General features: G+C 69.9%; 12 protein-coding genes. 8 read left to right on the forward strand and 4 right to left on the reverse strand.

The annotated features are described in order from the left end of the window. The first annotated feature begins 35 nt into the window (after nt 1-35). Nucleotides 36-1,007 (forward strand): LysR substrate-binding domain-containing protein, encoded by a 972-nt coding sequence (locus G6O69_RS20045; protein WP_172305130.1) that lies wholly within the window; start codon nt 36-38, stop codon nt 1,005-1,007. 66 nt (nt 1,008-1,073) lie between these two features. Here G6O69_RS20045 and G6O69_RS20050 read toward each other — a convergent pair whose 3' ends face one another. Beyond that, nucleotides 1,074-2,708 carry a hypothetical protein gene (locus G6O69_RS20050; protein WP_172305131.1) on the reverse strand — a complete coding sequence of 545 codons (1,635 nt, stop codon included), beginning with the start codon at nt 2,706-2,708 and terminating at the stop codon, nt 1,074-1,076. Between the two features lie 207 nt (nt 2,709-2,915). On the opposite strand from G6O69_RS20050, the gene G6O69_RS20055 reads away from it, so the two are divergent. The 4 genes from G6O69_RS20055 (at nt 2,916) to G6O69_RS20070 (ending at nt 7,628) form a co-directional block, all read left to right on the forward strand. Further along, nucleotides 2,916-4,064 (forward strand): hypothetical protein, encoded by a 1,149-nt coding sequence (locus tag G6O69_RS20055; RefSeq protein ID WP_172305132.1) that lies wholly within the window; start codon nt 2,916-2,918, stop codon nt 4,062-4,064. A gap of 228 nt (nt 4,065-4,292) precedes the next feature. Continuing rightward, on the forward strand, nt 4,293-5,789 hold the full coding sequence (locus G6O69_RS20060; RefSeq protein ID WP_176396973.1) for a hypothetical protein: 1,497 nt from the start codon (nt 4,293-4,295) through the stop codon (nt 5,787-5,789). Continuing rightward, nucleotides 5,786-6,955, forward strand: coding sequence for an MXAN_2562 family outer membrane beta-barrel protein (locus tag G6O69_RS42270; RefSeq protein WP_172305133.1), 1,170 nt, complete (start codon nt 5,786-5,788; stop codon nt 6,953-6,955). Before G6O69_RS20060 ends, G6O69_RS42270 begins: the two co-directional genes overlap by 4 nt. A gap of 7 nt (nt 6,956-6,962) precedes the next feature. Continuing rightward, on the forward strand, nt 6,963-7,628 hold the full coding sequence (locus G6O69_RS20070) for a TonB family protein (RefSeq protein ID WP_172305134.1): 666 nt from the start codon (nt 6,963-6,965) through the stop codon (nt 7,626-7,628). Nucleotides 7,629-7,660: 32 nt separating this feature from the next. Here G6O69_RS20070 and G6O69_RS20075 read toward each other — a convergent pair whose 3' ends face one another. Then, nucleotides 7,661-9,673: a VacB/RNase II family 3'-5' exoribonuclease gene (locus tag G6O69_RS20075; protein ID WP_172305135.1), complete on the reverse strand. Its 2,013-nt coding sequence runs from the start codon at nt 9,671-9,673 to the stop codon at nt 7,661-7,663. Between the two features lie 115 nt (nt 9,674-9,788). After that, on the reverse strand, nt 9,789-10,997 hold the full coding sequence (locus G6O69_RS20080) for a PQQ-binding-like beta-propeller repeat protein (RefSeq protein WP_172305136.1): 1,209 nt from the start codon (nt 10,995-10,997) through the stop codon (nt 9,789-9,791). 485 nt (nt 10,998-11,482) lie between these two features. On the opposite strand from G6O69_RS20080, the gene G6O69_RS20085 reads away from it, so the two are divergent. From G6O69_RS20085 to G6O69_RS20095, 3 genes are all read left to right on the forward strand, one after another. Then, a complete protein-coding gene (locus G6O69_RS20085; RefSeq protein WP_172305137.1) occupies nt 11,483-12,367 on the forward strand; it encodes a hypothetical protein in 885 nt (294 codons plus the stop codon). Between the two features lie 191 nt (nt 12,368-12,558). Next, nucleotides 12,559-14,538 (forward strand): molecular chaperone HtpG, encoded by a 1,980-nt coding sequence (htpG, locus tag G6O69_RS20090; protein WP_172305138.1) that lies wholly within the window; start codon nt 12,559-12,561, stop codon nt 14,536-14,538. Nucleotides 14,539-14,563: 25 nt separating this feature from the next. Next, nucleotides 14,564-15,862, forward strand: coding sequence for a glycosyltransferase (locus G6O69_RS20095; protein ID WP_172305139.1), 1,299 nt, complete (start codon nt 14,564-14,566; stop codon nt 15,860-15,862). Between the two features lie 42 nt (nt 15,863-15,904). Here the strand turns inward: G6O69_RS20095 and G6O69_RS20100 are convergent, their stop codons facing one another. Continuing rightward, nucleotides 15,905-16,810, reverse strand: a complete 906-nt coding sequence (locus tag G6O69_RS20100; RefSeq protein ID WP_172305140.1) for a hypothetical protein — start codon at nt 16,808-16,810, stop codon at nt 15,905-15,907. Nucleotides 16,811-16,906 lie beyond the last annotated feature (96 nt).

Consider the following 16,906-nt stretch of genomic DNA (forward strand, 5'->3'; position numbering starts at 1 on the left):
GGCTCGGGGACGCTGATAACAGTCAGGAAAGCCCAATGGTCGATTCCAAGTCAGATCTCAATCAGCTGGTCATCTTTGCCAAGGTCGTCGAGGCGCGCAGCTTCACCGCCGCGGGTCGCTCGATGGGTCTGCCCAAGTCCACGGTCAGCCGCAAGGTCGCGCAGCTCGAGGAGCGCCTCGGAGAGCGCTTGCTCGAGCGAACGACTCGCAGGCTCTCGCTGACGGAGGTCGGCGCGGCCTTCTACGAGCGCTGCGCCCGGATCTCCGCGGAGATCGACGAGGCCGAGCGGGCGGTCGCCGAGGAGCGTCGGGTCCCGCGCGGCCTGCTGCGGGTCACGGCGCCCCGCGGCCTGGCGGCGGCCTTCCTCGCCGACGCGGTGGCCGAGTATCTGCTGACCTACCCCGAGGTCGACCTCGACCTCGAGCTCACCGAGCGGCCGGTGGATCTGCTCGAGGAGGGCGTGGATCTGTGCATCTGCTCGGCGAGCTCGGCGAGCGAGCCGGGGGTGATCTCGACGAGCCTCGGGGTGGTCCGCCGCTTCCTGGTGGCCAGCCCGGCCTACCTCGACGCGCGCGGCGTGCCGCAGCACCCCGAGGAGCTCGAGCGCCACGATCTGGTGATCTCGACAAACCCCCGGCGACGGGCGCGGCTCGAGCTGGTCGGCGTCGACGGCGACCGGGTGATGATCGACTCGCGTCCGCGCATGGTCGTCAACGGCGTCTACCTGCTCCACGAGGCCGTGCGCGCCGGCGTCGGGGTGGGGGTGCTCCCGGCCTCGTGGTGCGCCGCGGACATCGGCTCGGGTCGCCTCGTCCACTTCCTCAAGCAGTGGGAGCCGGCTGGGGCCACGCTCTTCGCCCGCTACCCGACCTCTCGCCACCTCTCGACCAAGCTGCGCAGCTTCCTCGACTTTTTGGTCGAGCGCCTCGAGCCCGAGGAGCTGCGCACCTTCGGGGCGCCGAGCGGGACGATCGTCGCGGACAGCCCCTCGCTGAGCACCAACTGAGCGCGCGCGCCATGAGCGTTGCACGGCAGGCCGGCTCCTCGCGGAGGCCGGCCTGCTGCGCATCGTTCATAGCGCGTCGATGTGCAGCTCGAAGGTGCCCGAGCCTTGGAAGCCGTCGACGAAGATCGAGATCACCTGCCCAGCCTGGAGGGCGAGGTTGACCTGTGAGCTCAGGTCGCCCCCGGAGTCGTCGTTACAGGCGAGCTCGGAGCCCTCGCAGCCGCCGTCGCGGACGTAGAGCAGCGTGTCGTAGGCGGAGCCATTGGTGGAGATGCGGTAGCTGCCCGTGGCGGGCGCGACCCACCAAAATTCGCGCTCGGGGGCGGGGTTTTCGGAGCAGCTGCCCTCGAAGTCGTTGCCCGCGCTGCCAGTGGTGCCTTCGATGGCGATCGGGACCATCGAGGGCAGGGCCTCGCCGCAGCCAAGGCCCGACTCGGCGGGGGCGATGGTCAAGTTGACGGCCTCGACCACCTCGGGCTGCCACTCGGCGACCACGAAGAGCGCCTGGCCCGCGGCCATGGACACGACCTGTTCGGCCTCGCCGGTCGAGACCTCGCAGGTGAAGCTGCCCTCGCAGCCCTCGGGGAAGAGCGCGAGGGCGGCGGGGTTGGTGCCGGCGTCGAGGCTCACGTCGTAGAAGCCGGCGGTCGGCGCGACCCAGGTGAAGCGCCGCTCGCCGGTGAAGTTGGAACAGCCGGCGAAGCTGTCGTCGACGGACTCGATCGACGACCAGGTCACGCCGATGGTCTCTTGAGACGCGAGGGCGGTGGCGTCGCAGGCGGGGGGCTCGGGGACTGAATCGAGGAATTGGGCGTGGAGCTGGTAGGTGCCCGAGCTCGCGCCGTAGCCGTCGACGACCACGGTGACCTCCTGACCTGCCGCGAGCTCGAGCTCGATGATGGAGTCCAGCGAGTCGAGCTCGTCGTCGTTGCAGGCGAGCAGCGTCGCCTGCTCACAGCTGCCTTCGAAGACGTGGAGCATCGTGTCGTAGGACGAGCCCTGGGTGTCGAATCGGTACGTCCCGGAGAAAGGCGCCTCGAAGAGGTAGGCGTGATCGGGGGCCGCGAGCCCGCCGCAGCTCGAGGCGAAGCTGAAGCCCTCGCCGCTGGTGTTGCCCGCGGTCGAGAAGGGCAGGGTGTCGATCTCGCCGAAGGGGCACAGCCCAGGGTCGGGGGCGGGGGCGATGTCGAGCTCGAAGAAGTCGTCGCTGGTCGAGGCGTTGACGATGAATGTGAATTCCTCGCCAGCCTCGGCGTCGAGCTGGAAGGTGCTGGGGAACTGCGAGCTCCCGCAGCCGAGGAAGCTGCCGCCACAGCCTGCGCCGGCGTGGACCTGCAGCTGCGCGCCGAATTCGGGGAAGAACACCAGGTTGTAGGTGCGCTGGCTGGGCGCGCGCCAGGTCATCACATAGTCGGGTCCCTCGTCGCCGCAGACCGCGACCACGTCGTCGCCATGGCTGCCGTCGAAGAAGTCGGTCCAGACCACGGTCTCCTGGCTGGGGAGCTGGACGTCGACGCAGCTTGGATCGGGCTCGGGCCCCGTGTCATCGAGGGTCCCGACGTCGTCGTCGGTGTCCTCGTCGGTGTCCTCGTCGGTGTCCTCGCCGATGTCACCGAAGCCCTCGAAGTTGCCGGGGAGCCCCGGTCCGCAGGCGGCGGCTCCGAAGCAGGTGGCTAAAAAAGCAAAGCTGCGCGTACGCATCCCCCGATTTTAGCGCGCGAGGCGGTGAAGACGCACCAACTCGGCGAAGTCTGCGGACTTGGCCGTCGCGCGGCCTTCTGAGCCCGCGTGAGCACAGTCTCTGATCGGGGGTCGGCCTGGCCCGGAGGGGCTGACGTGGATCACGTGGGGTCACTCCAGGAGGCGGCGGCGCTTGGGCTGGGGCCCAGCCTTGGGCACCATCGCGCCGTGCACACGACCAGTCTCGGAGAAAGCCTGCGCCAGGGCGTGACCGTCGAGGGCGTGCTCTTTGGCCTCGCGGCCTACGGCGCCTTCATGGTGGTGCTCTTCTTGCTCGCCAAGTTCTTGCCGGGCAAGCGAGTGCAGGGCCAGCCGCTCCCCGGCAGCGGCGGCAAGCGCTTGACCTACGAGATGAACGGCATGGCGCTCTTCGTGGCCACGCACATGCTGCTCTTCGTCGGCCTCTACATCTTCGACATGTCGCTGACGCCCCTGCTCGAGCACTTTTGGTCGCTGCTGGTCGCCGCCAACTTGCTGACGATGGCGTGGTTGGTGCTGATGATCCGGGCCGGGCAGGGCCGCCTGGCCGCGGCCGCCGAGCGCGGGGAAGAGGATCGCGAGAACGCCGAGCGCGGGCTCCTGGCTCGGCTGTGGTACGGCATCGAGCTCAACCCGCAGTTTTGGGGCGTCGACCTCAAGGTCTTCGCCTACCAGCCCTCGCTGATCGGCCTGGGTGTGCTCAACTTCGCCTTTGGCTGGGCGCAGTACGAGGCGCTGGGCACCCTGACGCCGCAGATGCTGGCCTACCAGGCGTTTTGGTGGCTCTACCTGTTCACCCACTACTGGATCGAGGACAACGTCCTGTCGATGTGGGACGTGATCGCCGAGAAGTTCGGCTTCATGTTGCTGTGGGGCGACCTGGTGCTGGTGCCCTTCTTCTACTGCATCGGCGGCTGGTGGCTGCTCGCCAACCCCGAGCCCATGGCGCTGTGGCAGGTGCTGGGGATCTGCGCGCTCTATGGCCTGGGGCTGTGGATCTTCCGCGAGTCGAACGCCCAGAAGAACCGGTTCAAAAAGGACCCCGAGGCCAAGATCTGGGGGAAGACCCCCGAGGTCCTGGGCGGGCGCCTGCTGATCTCGGGCTGGTGGGGGATCGGCCGCAAGATCAACTACACTGGCGAGATCATGGTCTACAGCGCCTTCGCGCTGTGCACGGGCTTTCACTCGCTGATCCCCTACCTGCTGCCGCTGTGGCTGTGCATGCTGCTCCCGCACCGGGCCTGGCGCGACGAGCAGCGCTGCGCGGACAAGTATGGCGATCTGTGGGTCGAGTACACGAAGATCGCCAAGTTCCGGATGATCCCCTTCATCTACTAGCGCATCGAGCAGTGATCGAGCAGTCGTCGAGCGGTGATGCGCGTGGAGCAGGTGAGGCTTGCCAGGGCGTCTTTGGCGCGGGAGCGCGGCGGCGGGGCCCCGTTGTCATCGTGGGGGCGCACGCTTGCCAGTTTGTCAACGCTGCGCCCGCGCCCGGGCGGTGAACGCCAGCTGGGCTCGGCCCCAGGCCTGGGCGTGATGGCACCTGCGTTGCATAATGGCCCGAAGATGCCGAGGGCTACGGAGAAAGAGCGCGGCGGCCGGGTGCGGCCCTTGCCGCAGCGAGCGCCCGCTTCACTGGGCTCCGGGAGGCTGGTCCGCGCCGGTGCGCTGGCGCTGGTCGGGCTGGGGCTGACGCCCGCGGCCCAGGCCGAGACGCCGACCAGCGAAGACTTCCAGATCACTTACTACACCACCGACGAGTACGGTGAGCGCGTCCGCCAGATGGACGAGCTGGACATGCAGCAGTTCGTCAACACGGCGCGCTGCGAGTGTGGCCACTCGATCATCGCCAAGATCCAGCTGGACGGGAACAGCACCGGCAGCGAGCAGCTGCGCGCCATGGTCGGGCAGGAGTGCGATACGGCTCAGGCTTCGCCGGGGCTGAGCAACTACTACCCCTGCGCCCAGCTCGTCGCGGCCGCGCCCGCGGTGTTTCAGCAGGGCCCCGAGTACGCCTTCGAGCCGATCTGGCTGGCCTACGGCTCGACCGGTGATCAGGCGATTGCGACGGCGGTGCCATCGGGAGAGTGCAGCGGCGTCGAGTCCCAAGGCGGGGTCTGGGTCTGCTCCGGGACGACCTCGTGCACCAACGGCGACTTCCTGATCTCGGGCGACGTCAACGTCAACACCGAGGACAGCGACAGCCCCCAGGGGATCAGCGTCGACTTCGTGCCCCCGGTCAGCCCGCCGACGAGCTTCACGGCCGAGGCCGGCGACTCCGCGGTGAAGATCTCGTGGACGCTCTCGGCGGTGGCCGACATCGCTGGCTACCGGGTGCTGTGCGCCGACGCCAACGGGGATCCGGTGGACAACGGCATCGACAAGCCCAGCCCCTCGATCAGCGCGATCGTCAACGGGACCATCTACTACACCCGCGACAACCTGTGTCCTGGCGGGGTCTTTGGTGAGGACTACGACCCCGAGGGCTCCTGGGAAGACGAAGACGAAGACGAAGACGACACGGGCGACACCACCGAGGGCGGCGACGAGACGGACACGGGGACGGACACCGGAACCGACACGGATACGGACACCGACGCGGGGACGGACACGGACACCGGCTGCACCGCGGGGGAGGTCGGCTGTGAATGCGGCACGAGCGACACCTGCGATGTCGGCCTGACCTGCGAGAGCGGGGTCTGTGTCAACGCCGACAGCGAGATCTACAACCTCGGCTGGGAGTACGTGTGCTCCAACCACATCGCGGCGGGCTCGAGCTCGGCGCGCATCGAGGGCCTCGAGAACGGGCAGACCTATCAGTTCCTGGTCGTCGCCTACGACTACGCCGGCAACCCGGTCTATGGGGATCTGGTGATGGCCGCCCCCGTGGAGACCGACGGGCTGTGGGAGCAGTGCGAGAACCAAGGCGGCGTCTGCGGCAGCGGCTGGAGCTGTAGCGTCGTCGACGAGGGCGCCCGCGGGGTCCTCGGCGGGTTCTTGGGCCTGCTCGGCCTCGGCCTGGGCTTCGGCGCCTTCGCGTGGCGGCGACGGAGGCGCGGGTGAGCGCGGTCGCGTTTACCGCGTTGTTGCTCCTGGCCGCCGCGCCCCCGCCTCCGCCCTCGGAGACCGGAGACGCGGACGGTGCCGAGGACGAAGCTGGGACCGAGGAAGCTGGGACCGAGGAAGCTGGGACCGAGGAAGCTGGGGTCGAGGACGCGGCCGAGGACGAAGCTGGGGCGGACGCCGAAGCTGCGGACGCCGAGCCAGCTGCGGAGCCCACGGACGAGCTGCCCGTCGACGAGCGCTACGATCCGATCCTCCCCTACGGCGAGGCCGACGACACCAGCGAGCTCGAGTACGCCGACGAGCCGCCGCCGCCGCCAGAGCTCGAGTATGGCGAGGGCTCGTCTGCCGACAGCGAGGCGGTCGAATACGACGAGGGTCACGAGCGAGCCACGCCGGACGTGGTCGCCATCCAGCGCCAGTCCCACGAGAGCAGCGCCCTGGGCGAGGACCCCTTCGACGGCCGCCGTGACTCGCCCCAGCGCTTCTTGATGGAGCTCAAGTTCGGCCCCTACCTGCCCGGGGTCGACTCGCGCTGGACGGGGGCGGGCCCCGGGCCCTACGCCATGGTCTTTGGCGAGGTCGACGAGTACGGCGAGTTCGACGGGGCGATCCGCCAGGGGCTGCTCTCGGTGCTCGGCTTCGAGTGGCAATTCATCAACCTCGGCGGTCCCCTGTCCGTGGGCACGACCATCGGCTACTTCCGCGACACCGCGGACGCGCTGCTCGCCGAGGTCGACGAGGACTCGGAGACCGCCCGCGCCCCCGCCGACGAGGCCGTTTTTCACGTCATCCCGATGACGCTGCTGCTCGGCTACCGCTTCGAGCTGCTCGCGGATCGCTTCCACGTCCCGCTGGTCCCCTACGCCCGCGGCGGCATCGCCTACGGGTTTTGGGTCGCGACCAAGGGCGGCTCGCGGACGACCAACTCGGCGGGCGAAGACAGCCGCGGCGGCAGCGTGGGCTGGCAGGCGAACTTGGGCCTGATGCTGCGCATGGACTTCCTCGAGCGCGCCGTGGCCCTCGACCTCGACCGGCTCGCGGGCATCAACCACACCTATTTCTTCGGCGAGTGGCAGTTCTCGCGCCTCGACGGCTTTGGCAGCGAGACGGCCATGTCCGTGGGCGACGACACCTTCACGGTCGGCGTAGCGGTCGAGTTCTGAGCGCGCCATGGCCCCGCGCAGGCAGTCACGCGTCGAGGCCCTCGCCCTGCTCGTGGGGGCGGCGGGGCTCGCCTTTGGTCTGGGCGCGTGTCGGCCAGCGGGCGATCCCCAGGCGCCGCTGCGGGGCGAGCTCGAGCTGTGCTGCAAGGAGGGGGGCGAGGACGGTAGCGAATTTCGCGGCTGTCGCAGCGAGGGTCGCTGCCGGATCGCGGAGCCGATCTGGGTGCGTGGCCCGCTGCGCTGCGGCCCCATCGACGAGTCCAGCTGCGCTGGCGGGCGCTGCTGCACCCTCGACGTCGTCGTCAACGGCGCAGCGCAGGTAGAGAGAGACGCGGGGGAGCAGGGCGAAGACGAAGCGCCCCCAGCTGCGCGCGCCCCCGCGGCCATCACCCCGGTCCCGCTCGACTGGCGAGCCGAGCCCACGCCGGTCCTCGTGCCCAAGTACGTGTGCCCGGTCAGCGTCGAGCGCGGGCTCGTCGGCGAGGTCGTGCTCCACGTCGAGGTCGCGGCCGACGGGCGCGTCAGCGAGGTCGAGGTGCGCCAGGGTCTGGATCCCGAGTGCGACACGCTCGCCCGCGACGCGCTGCTGCACGCGGAGTTCGAGCCGGCGCGGAGCCCCGAGGGCGAGGCGATCGCGGCCTCGCTGCGCTGGGTCTACCGCTTCGAGCGCTGACGCGACTGGCTGGGGCCGCAAGGGCCCCGCGCTCAGGCGCGCAGGGTCTCGATCAGCGCCAGGTCGATCTGCCGCCGGGCCACGGACACGTCGACGACCTCGACGATCACCCGGTCTCCGATCGTCAGCGTCCACCCGCTGCGCTCGCCCACGGTGCGCACGCCGGTCTCGTCGCGCTGCATGGCCTCTTTGCGGTCGCGCTCGAGGTCGCCGACTTTGACCATGCCGTCGACGAAGGGCGCGTCGAGCTGGACGAAGATCCCGAACTGCGAGAGCCCAGACACCGCGCCCTCGAAGCGGTCGCCGATGCGGTCACGCATGAACAAGGCCGCGAACAAGTTGTTGGTCTCGCGCTCGGCCGCGCTGACCTCGCGCTCGCGCTCGCTCGAGCGCAGGGCCTGAGACTCGCTCTCGGCGACCTTGGGCATGCGCGGGACCAGGGCCGCGGGCCCGCAGGGACCCCCGTGCTTGGCGATCCACGCCTTCATGACCCGGTGGGAGATCAGGTCCGGGTAGCGGCGGATCGGGCTGGTGAAGTGCACGTAGGCCCGCGAGGCGAGGGCGAAGTGGCCGAGGTTCTCGGTCGAGTACTGGGCCTGGGCCATGGCCCGGAGCATCAGCATGTTGAGCGCCGAGGCGTATTCGCGGCCGGTGACCCGGGACAGGAATTTTTGCATCCCGCGCGGGTGCTGGAGCTTCTCGGGATCGATCTCGAGCCCGAGGCTGTGCGCGGCCTGGGCGAGGAGCATGAGCTTCTCCTCGTCGGGCTTGTCGTGGACGCGGAAGACCACGGGCAGCGAGTGGGCCACGGCGAGCTCGCCGACGCCCTCGTTGGCGGCGATCATCAGCTCCTCGATCAAGTTGTAGGCCCGGGCCATGGACTTGCTCGAGCGGCTCTTGACCACGTCGCGGATCCGGCTGCGATCGTCGTCGTCGAGGACGACCTTGGCCTCGGTCAGGTCGAGCTCGATGGCCCCGCGCCGCAGCCGAGCGGCGCGCAGACGGTCGGCGCAGGCCCGCAGAGCGAACACCCGCTCGCGGGCCTTCTTGCCCAGGGGGTCGTTGTTGGTCGGGGGCTGGTCCTCGCCGCGGTCGAGGGCGCGGGCGACCTCCTGGTAGGTCAGGCGCCGGCGGCTATGGATGACCCCCGCGCGGACCTGGTGGTCGGAGGTCTCGCCGCGGGCGTCGATGCGCATGCTGACGACCATGGCCAGGCGGTCTTGCTTGGGCACGAGCGAGCACATGTGCGAGCTGAGCTGCTCGGGGAGCATGGGGATGGCGCGGTCGGGCAGGTAGGCCGAGAAGCAGCGCTCGACCGCCTCGGCGTCGATCGCCGTGCCCTCGCGGACGTAGTGCGAGACGTCGGCGATCGCCACGTGCAGGCGGTAGTCGGCGGTCTTGGGGTCGTCCCCGAGCAGCTCGACGCAGACCGCGTCGTCGAAGTCGCGGGCGTCGGGGGGGTCGATGGTCATGAAGGCCAGACCGCGCAGGTCGACGCGCTGCTCGAGGTCGTCCTCGCCGACCTCGCTGGGCACGGCCTTGGCCTCGGACAGGATCTCGTCGGAGAAGAAGTCGTCGATGCCGTGCTCGATGAGGATCTTTTGAACCTCGGTCTCGAGCGCCCCGGCCTCGCCCACGGTCCGCTGCACGCGGACGGTGAGCTCGGGGTCGGGGCCGGCGGGGTAGTCGAGGATCTGCGCGACCACGATCTTGCCGGGCTCGCCGGTGCCGGGGCCCTCGGGGCAGCGCACCGGCCAGATCAGCCGCGGGTCATCGACCTCGAGCAACCACCCCGCGCGTCCGGCCCGGGTCAGCACGCCGACGATCCGGGTGCGCCCGCGCTTGACGATCTCGTCGACGCGGCCCTCGAGGCCCTTCTCGCTCTCCCAGTAGGCGACGAGCAGCTCGTCGCCGTCGAGGGCACCGCGCAGGTGCCCCGGGGGGATGAATACATTGCGCTCCTCCTCACCCTCGAGCGGGTGCGCGAAGCCGTAGCCCGCAGGAGTGACGTGAAGCTTTGCGCGAACTTTCCAGGCTCGGTCCATGAGCGTCGCGGACCCTGGCACGCCTGGGGGGCCGGGGCAAGGCGAGGCGCGACGAGAACGCGAAAGCCGGGCGGGTTAGGCGCCCGAGCGCGGCTTCGGGGGCGCGGGCCCAGGCTCAGTTTTGCGGCCCAAAGGCGCGCAGCTGGCCATCGTCGGCGCCGACGATCAGCGTGCGCCCGGGGGCGATGGCCACGGAGCTGTCGATGTCCGCGCCCACGTCCACGGCCCACAGCACCTCGCCGGCGGGGGACAGGGCGTAGAGGTGGTCGTCTTGGGAGCCGACATAGATCCGGCCCTCGCCGTCGACGACCGGGGAGGCGTGGATGATGCCGCCAGTGGCCAGGACCCACTCGATCTCGCCGCTGGGGGCGAGGGAGTAGAGGTTGCCGTCGAAGCTCGTCGCGTAGAGCTGGCCGTCGGGGGAGACCCCGAGGCTCGAGCGGATGTCTCGCTGGGCGACGAAGCTCCAGCGCAGGCTGCCGTCGGGACGCAGGGCGTAGATGCGCCCGTCGTCGGCGCCAATGTACAGGGCCGCGTCGGGGCCGATGACCCCGGAGCCGTCGACGTCGGCGCGGACCGTGTACTGCCAGCGCTGCTCGCCGGTCTCGGCGTCGAGGGCCGTGACGAAGCCGTCTTGGCCGCCAAAATAGAGCCGCCCGTCCGCGCTCAGGACGGGGCTCGAGAACACGTGCTTGGCCCGCTGATCCTCGGGCGCCTGGCCGTCGGCGAGGGGCGGCCAGTGCCAGCGGAGCTCGCCGGCGGGGGACAGGCGATAGACCCCGTCGGCGCCCACGAAGAGGTCGCCGTCGGGGCCGATGGTCGGGCCGCCGTCCACATCACAGCGCGCGCCCTCGGGCCCGGGCGAGCGGGTCTGCTCGCAATTGCCGAGGCGCTTTTGCCAGCGGATGGCGGCCTCTCCCCGCGCGCTCGGATCGATGGCGAAGAGCGTGTCGTCGTCGTTGCCGACGTAGAGCGTGGGCCCCTCGCCGAGGGCCGCGGTCGCCCAGATGCGTCCGCCGAGATCGAGATCCAGGCCGACGCTGCCCGCGTCTTCGCCCGAGACCGCGACGCCCACGAAGCGCCCACCGTGGGTGCCCACGAAGGCCGTGAGCGCGCCGTCGATCTCGACCAGGGTCGGGGTCGCGAAGACGACCGCGCCCAGGTCCACGGACCAGAGCTGGGTGGGCTCCTCGACGGGCCCGAGCGCCGCGCTCGCGCCCGCGTGGCCAGGGCCCCCGCGAAACCAATGTTCTCCCTGGCCGGCGGTCCGTCCGCGCTCGGTCGTCGCCTGCGCGTCCTCGGGAGTCGCTGGCGCCGGCGCCATTTCAGGGGCGACGCACGCGCCCTCGATACAAATCCGCGCACCCTTGCAATCGGTGTCCTTGCCGCAGCCGGTGCTCGGCGGTTGGCTCTCTCGGCAGCCACCTGCACACGCCAGCGCGAGCGCAGCGAACCCCGTTAGGGATTGGTTCGAGAGCCGAGCGTTCTTGGGCAAAGGGATCCTCACGAGGGGGACTCTGGGTGGGGAGGGTAGGGCGGCCGAAGATCGCACGGTCACCTTGTTTTCGGTAGTGTGCGATGGTACTGCTACGCTACCGGTCTTCGTCACGGGCCGCAAACCCTCGAAATCCTTGCGTCAATTGGCTTCAGGTCGCTGCACGCGGGGTCCAGTCGAGGTTTCGGCTCGTCTTCAGAGATCAAATTTCCGTATCGGCGACTCTCGGATACTCTTGACAAAAAGTCTCAAACGTGGTCGAGAAGTCGTCTTCGCCCCAGAATGTGGGCGTTTTTCCCTCTCACGGAGCACACATGGCAAATCAGGCCGTACAGGCGAGTGAGCCTGCGGGTCCGGTCGAGGAGCATTACTATCGCCGCGGCGATATCGACTTTTGCTTCCTCCTGAACCGGTCTCATCACAATCTCCGAGTCTTCGACTACCGCGTCGGTAACTACCAGCAAAAGCGCGACTTCTTCGATCGCATCGCGCGCTCCGAGGGCCTGCGCAAGGTCTTCACCGTCGTCGAGAAGCAAGACTCCAAGAGCTGGCGCAGCGTCGGCTTCTCCCGCGAAGGGGCGATCCCCGGCTACTTCCGCACGGCGGACGCCTACGTGATGAGCCGGGTCTACACCGAGGACGGCGACCCCATCCAAGGCGGCGCGCCCAAGCTCAACGCCCCGGGGATCACCGCCAAGGAGCCCAACCTCACCAAGCCCCGCGGCTTGAACATCGAGATCGTCGAGGACACCGCGCGCCTGGCCGCGATCGCCGAGGAGTACGGCGAGGTCGCCCTCTACGCGCCCTTCCGCCGCGGCATGTTCCACCCCGACATCGCGGTGCACGGCCGGGCCGGCAAGCGTGACTACTGGGTGGGCGCCGAGACGGACTCGTCCTTCGGCCACGCCAAGGTCGACATCATGACCCCGCCCCGGGCCAACAAGGAGGCCGATCCGGGCGTGCTCGAGTTCCTGATGCAGGGCCTGCTCGACGAGCTGCTGCGCCGCGAGACGGCCAGCGTGTTCTCGCTGATCGCCGCCGACATGCTGCCCAGCCAGCAGGTGATCGCCAACTTGGGCTTCAAGGTCACGGCCAAGCTCACCGATCACATCGTGCGTGAGGACGCCTACGTCGGTGGCCAGCTGTGGCACCGGCGGCTCGCGGCCAACTCGGGCCCGCGCCTGTCCAACTTCACCTGAACCGGTGAACCGGTCGGCTCGCCGCTCGGCGAGCCGACTCGATAAGCCCCCCGCTGGCGCGAGCTGGCGGTGGGTTTTGCGTATTTAATCCGTCGACACCGGTCGACAGCCTGGGCCGCGAGAGGTGTGAACACACTCACTTTTGGCCTCGCCTTGACCGCCGCCTCGACCTGTTTAGGTTGCGCCCCGCCATGAGCGCCGAAGCCCACGAATTCAAGGCCGAAGTCGCCGCGCTGCTCAAGCTCGTCACGAACTCGCTGTACACCAACAGCGAGATCTTCTTGCGCGAGCTGATCTCCAACGCCGCCGACGCCCTCGACAAGGCCCGCTACCAAGCCCTGATCGACGCGAGCTTCGCCGGCAAGGAGCTCGAGCCTCAGATCCTGATCACCGCCAACAAGCAGACTGGCAAGCTGATCATCGAGGACACGGGCGTGGGCATGACCCACGAAGAGGCCGCGCGAAACCTCGGGACCATCGCCCACTCGGGCACGCTGCAATACCTGTCCGAGGTCCAAAAGGCCCGGGCCACCGGAGACCTCAGCGAGGCCGGCGAGATCAACCTGATCGGCCAGTTCGGCGTCGGCTTCTACTCGGCCTTCATGGTCGCCGACGAGGTCGTGGTCCACAGCCTCTCGGGCAAGGCGGGCAGCGAGCCGATCGTCTGGCGCAGCAAGGGCGAGGGCGCCTACTCGCTCGAGCCGGGGACCCGCAGCGAGCGCGGCACGACCATCGAGCTCCACCTCAAGGAGGAGGCCGCGGAGTTCCTCGACCGCTGGCGTCTCCAGGGCCTGATCAAGCGCTACAGCAACTACGTCATGCACCCGATCAAGATCCGGGTGATCGACGAGCAGGGCGAGGACAAGGACCCCGACCCCGCGCAGATCAACGCCGCCTCGGCGATCTGGGCCAAGAGCCCCAGCGACCTCGAGGACGGCGACTACGCGGAGTTCTACAAGCACGTCATGGGCGGCTTCGTGCTCCCGGGCGACGAGCCCCTGGGCAAGCTGCACTTCTCGGCCGACGCGCCGATCCAGTTCCACGCGCTGCTCTTCGTGCCCGGCCGCGCGCCCGCGGACCTGTTCCAGGAGGACCGCAAGTCGCTGCAGCTCTACGCCCGCCGCGTGCTGGTCATGGAGAACTGCGACACGCTCCTGCCCCAGTACCTGCGCTTCGTGCGGGGCGTGGTCGACTCCGAGGACCTGCCGCTCAACGTCTCGCGCGAGACCCTGCAAGAGAACAAGCAACTCGCCGCGATCCGCCGCCAGCTGACCCGCAAGGTGCTCAAGCTGCTCGCCGAGCTCGCCGAGGAGGACGCCGAGGCCTACGCCAAGCTGTGGACCGAGTTCGGCTCGGTCATCAAGGAGGGCGTGCACCTCGACGGCGGTCAGCGCAAGGAGCTGATCGGCCTGCTGCGCTGGCGCTCGGTCGCCAAGGGCGACACCCTGGTCTCGCTGGCCGAGTACGTCGCGGCGATGCCCGAGGATCAAAAGTCGATCTGGTACATCGCCGGCCCCGACGAGTCGGCGCTGCGCAACAGCCCGCACCTCGAGGCCGTGCGCGCCCGCGGCGAGGACGTGCTGCTGATGAGCGACCCCGTCGACGAGTGGGTGCTCCAGAGCCTCAGCGAGTACGAGGACAAGCCCTTCCGCAGCGTGACCCAGGGCGACCTCGAAGAGGCGGCCGAGGACGACGCCGCGGACGAGAACGCGGACGAGGACAGCGAGGACGAGGCGGCCAAGGACGAGGGCAAGCGCGAGCCCTCGCCCATCGATCCGCTGCTCAACCTCGCCAAGGTCGTGCTCGGTGATCGCGTCCGCGACGTGCGGGCCTCCAAGCGCCTGACCGAGTCGCCCTCTTGCCTGGTCGACGCCGCCGGCGGCCTGAGCCGCAACATGCAGCGGATCCTCCGCATGGCGCAGCCGGGCTCCAAGCTCGAGGCCGCCCCGCGGATCCTCGAGCTCAACCCCGACCACCCCTTCGTCAAGGCGGCGAGCGGGCTGAGCGAGAAGAACAAGGACGACCTGCGCCTGCCGGAGTGGATCGAGATCCTCCACGATCTCGCCGCGCTCTCCGAGGGCTCCGTGCCCGACCCCGCCGGGGCGGCCAAGCGCTTTCAAAAGGTGCTCAACGAGGTCGCCAGCGCGGCCGTGGAGGGCGCTGGGGGCTGAGCCCTCGGCGCCTTCGGGCAGACACATGGGCGCGCGCCAGCGGACGGTCTTGATGATCTCCCGCTACTTCCCCCCGATGTTCGACGTCGGGGGGAAGCGGGCGTACCGCTTCGCGCGCTATCTGCCCGAGCAGGGCTGGCGAGCCGCGGTGCTCACGGGTCGCGTCCCCGAGCGCCGCCCCGTCGACGACGCGCCCCTGGAGCTGCCGGAGGGCACCCGCGTCGAGCGGGTCTACGAGCCGTTTTGGTTCCGCGAGATCGGCCGCCGACCCTCCGACGGCACGGTCTCTACCCCGGTCCGCAGCCCCGCCGAGCCGACCCAGGAGAGCCCGCGCCGGCGCCTGCTCGGCCTGCCCGTGGGGCCGGATCTGGCGATGCTCCCCCACGTGGTCCGCGAGGCCACGCGCCTGGGCCGAGAGGTCGAGGCGGACGTGGTCTGGGCGACGAGCTCGCCCTACGCGACCTTGGTCCAGGGTCACCAGGTCGCGCGCGCGCTGGGCAAGCCGTTGGTCCTGGATCTGCGCGATCCTTGGACGATCAATTTTTTCCAGCGTCGGCGCGCGCGCTGGGCCCTCGAGGTCGACCGTCGCGTCGAGAGCCGGCTCTTTCACGCTGCCGACAAGGTCATCCTCAACTGCGAGAGCGCGCTGGCGTCCTACCGCGAGCTCTACCCGGAGCTCCCGGCGGATCGCATGCTGGCGATCCGCAACGCCTTCGATCCCGCGCAGCGCCCCGAGCCCGAGCCCGAACACGAGCGAGGCGCCGACGCGCCGATCCGCCTGCTGCACTTTGGCAATTGCTACGGCCCGCGCCGGCTCGAGACCGTGCTCCGGGCCATGGCCGCCGTCCGCGAGCGCAGGCCGCAGGCGCCCGCGGTGGTGCTCGAGAACCTCGGCCGCGTGGGCACGGCGGACCTCGAGCTCGCCGCCTCCCTCGGCCTGAGCGAGCGCTTCGTCCACGGCGTCTTCGTGCCCTACGCCGAGGGCCTGCGCCGGCTCGCCGCGGCCGACCTCGCGGTCCTGGTCGCCTACGGCGACGAGACGCTCTACATCCCAGCCAAGCTCTACGACTACCTGCTCGCCCGCGCGCCGGTGGCCTGCCTGAGCCAGCCCGGCGAGCTCGCGGACATCGTCGAGGGCTGCGGGGCCGGGCGGGCGGTGCGGCCTGGAGACGTCGAGGGCGTGGCGACGCTGATCGACGCGGCGATCGACGCCCGCGCTCGCAACGAGCGGGCGTTCACGCCGGACGAGGACGCCCTCGCCAGCTACGGCGCGCCGGCGACCACCCGGGCCCTGGCCGGCGTCTTCGACGAGCTGGCTCGCTGAGCGCTGGCTGGTCTTGCCCGCGGCCGGAGGGGCGGTCGGGGCTCAGCGCAGCAAGGTCAGGTAGGCGTCGACGGTGTAGTGCCCGCCCGCGCCCGCGAAGTCGAGGCGGAAGGGCTGGGGCCTGAGCAGCCCGGCGCGGGCGTAGGCGCCGTCGTCGAGGCCCTCGAGCTGGAAGCTGATCATCTGCGTGCCGATCAGGTCGTTCTTGGACCAGCTGCGCATCCACCCGAGGAAGGAGCCGACCACCCAGGTGGTCACGGCGACGGTGGGCACGGCCTGAGAGGCGACCGAGGCCATCCCGACCGCGGCGCTCAGCCGCGAGTCCACGTGTGGCTTGAGGCCCTGCCAGAGCTTGGCGAGCTCGGTGTCGAAGCCCTCGCAGTCGCGCTCGATCAAGGTGAGCGTGATCGAGTAGGTGGCCGGCCAGCTCGGCGCGCGCGGGAGGATGTCGACGCAGGCGAAGATCTGGCCGTGCTCGTAGCGCACGGTCTCGCCCTCGTCGAAGTCCGAGTCGATCAGCTGGCTGTCGAGGGGGGTGATGTTGCCGAAGGGGTCGGTGCAAAACCCCCCGAGCACGATCTCGTCGGCGCCGGCCTCCGCGGTCTCGGCCCAGCAGTGCACGGCGGTCCCGACCAGGGCGACGCGCGGCCCGGGGCCAAAGGCGCGGCTGGTCTGGGACTGAGAGGGGTCGCTGATCTGGATGGCGCCGCTGGCCGGGGCGCGGCGGGTCTGCATCAGCGCGATGCGTTGGAGGGACTGGGACACGGCGCCGTCGGAGAACTGTGGGGCGGACTCGGGCTGGCTCATGCGGGCTCGAAAGTCACGCTGGAGCTCGTCGAGGACCTGCCGGCCGATGGCCTGGGCGCGCGGGTCCCCAGGCACGATCGTCGGCGCGCTGACCTGCGCCGGGGAGGGCCGCCCAGGGCGGCGAAGCGCCGGGCTGGACACGGATGGCAGGAAATACTTGGGCATGGCCGACGCGACGATTATGCGTCATGTCGCTCGGTCACGCGACGTAGCCTCTCGGCCTGGTCGCGCGGTCGG

The organism is Pseudenhygromyxa sp. WMMC2535 (assembly GCF_011083025.2).

What these genes read in the sequence shown, in the direction of transcription:
- G6O69_RS20045 (WP_172305130.1), top strand. Translation starts at nt 36, where the DNA reads ATGGTCGATTCCAAGTCAGATCTCAATCAGCTGGTCATCTTTGCCAAG.
- G6O69_RS20075 (WP_172305135.1), bottom strand. Translation starts at nt 9,673, where the DNA reads ATGGACCGAGCCTGGAAAGTTCGCGCAAAGCTTCACGTCACTCCTGCG.
- G6O69_RS20060 (WP_176396973.1), top strand. Translation starts at nt 4,293, where the DNA reads ATGCCGAGGGCTACGGAGAAAGAGCGCGGCGGCCGGGTGCGGCCCTTG.
- G6O69_RS20050 (WP_172305131.1), bottom strand. Translation starts at nt 2,708, where the DNA reads ATGCGTACGCGCAGCTTTGCTTTTTTAGCCACCTGCTTCGGAGCCGCC.
- G6O69_RS20095 (WP_172305139.1), top strand. Translation starts at nt 14,564, where the DNA reads ATGGGCGCGCGCCAGCGGACGGTCTTGATGATCTCCCGCTACTTCCCC.
- G6O69_RS20080 (WP_172305136.1), bottom strand. Translation starts at nt 10,997, where the DNA reads ATGGCGCCGGCGCCAGCGACTCCCGAGGACGCGCAGGCGACGACCGAG.
- htpG (WP_172305138.1), top strand. Translation starts at nt 12,559, where the DNA reads ATGAGCGCCGAAGCCCACGAATTCAAGGCCGAAGTCGCCGCGCTGCTC.
- G6O69_RS20085 (WP_172305137.1), top strand. Translation starts at nt 11,483, where the DNA reads ATGGCAAATCAGGCCGTACAGGCGAGTGAGCCTGCGGGTCCGGTCGAG.
- G6O69_RS20070 (WP_172305134.1), top strand. Translation starts at nt 6,963, where the DNA reads ATGGCCCCGCGCAGGCAGTCACGCGTCGAGGCCCTCGCCCTGCTCGTG.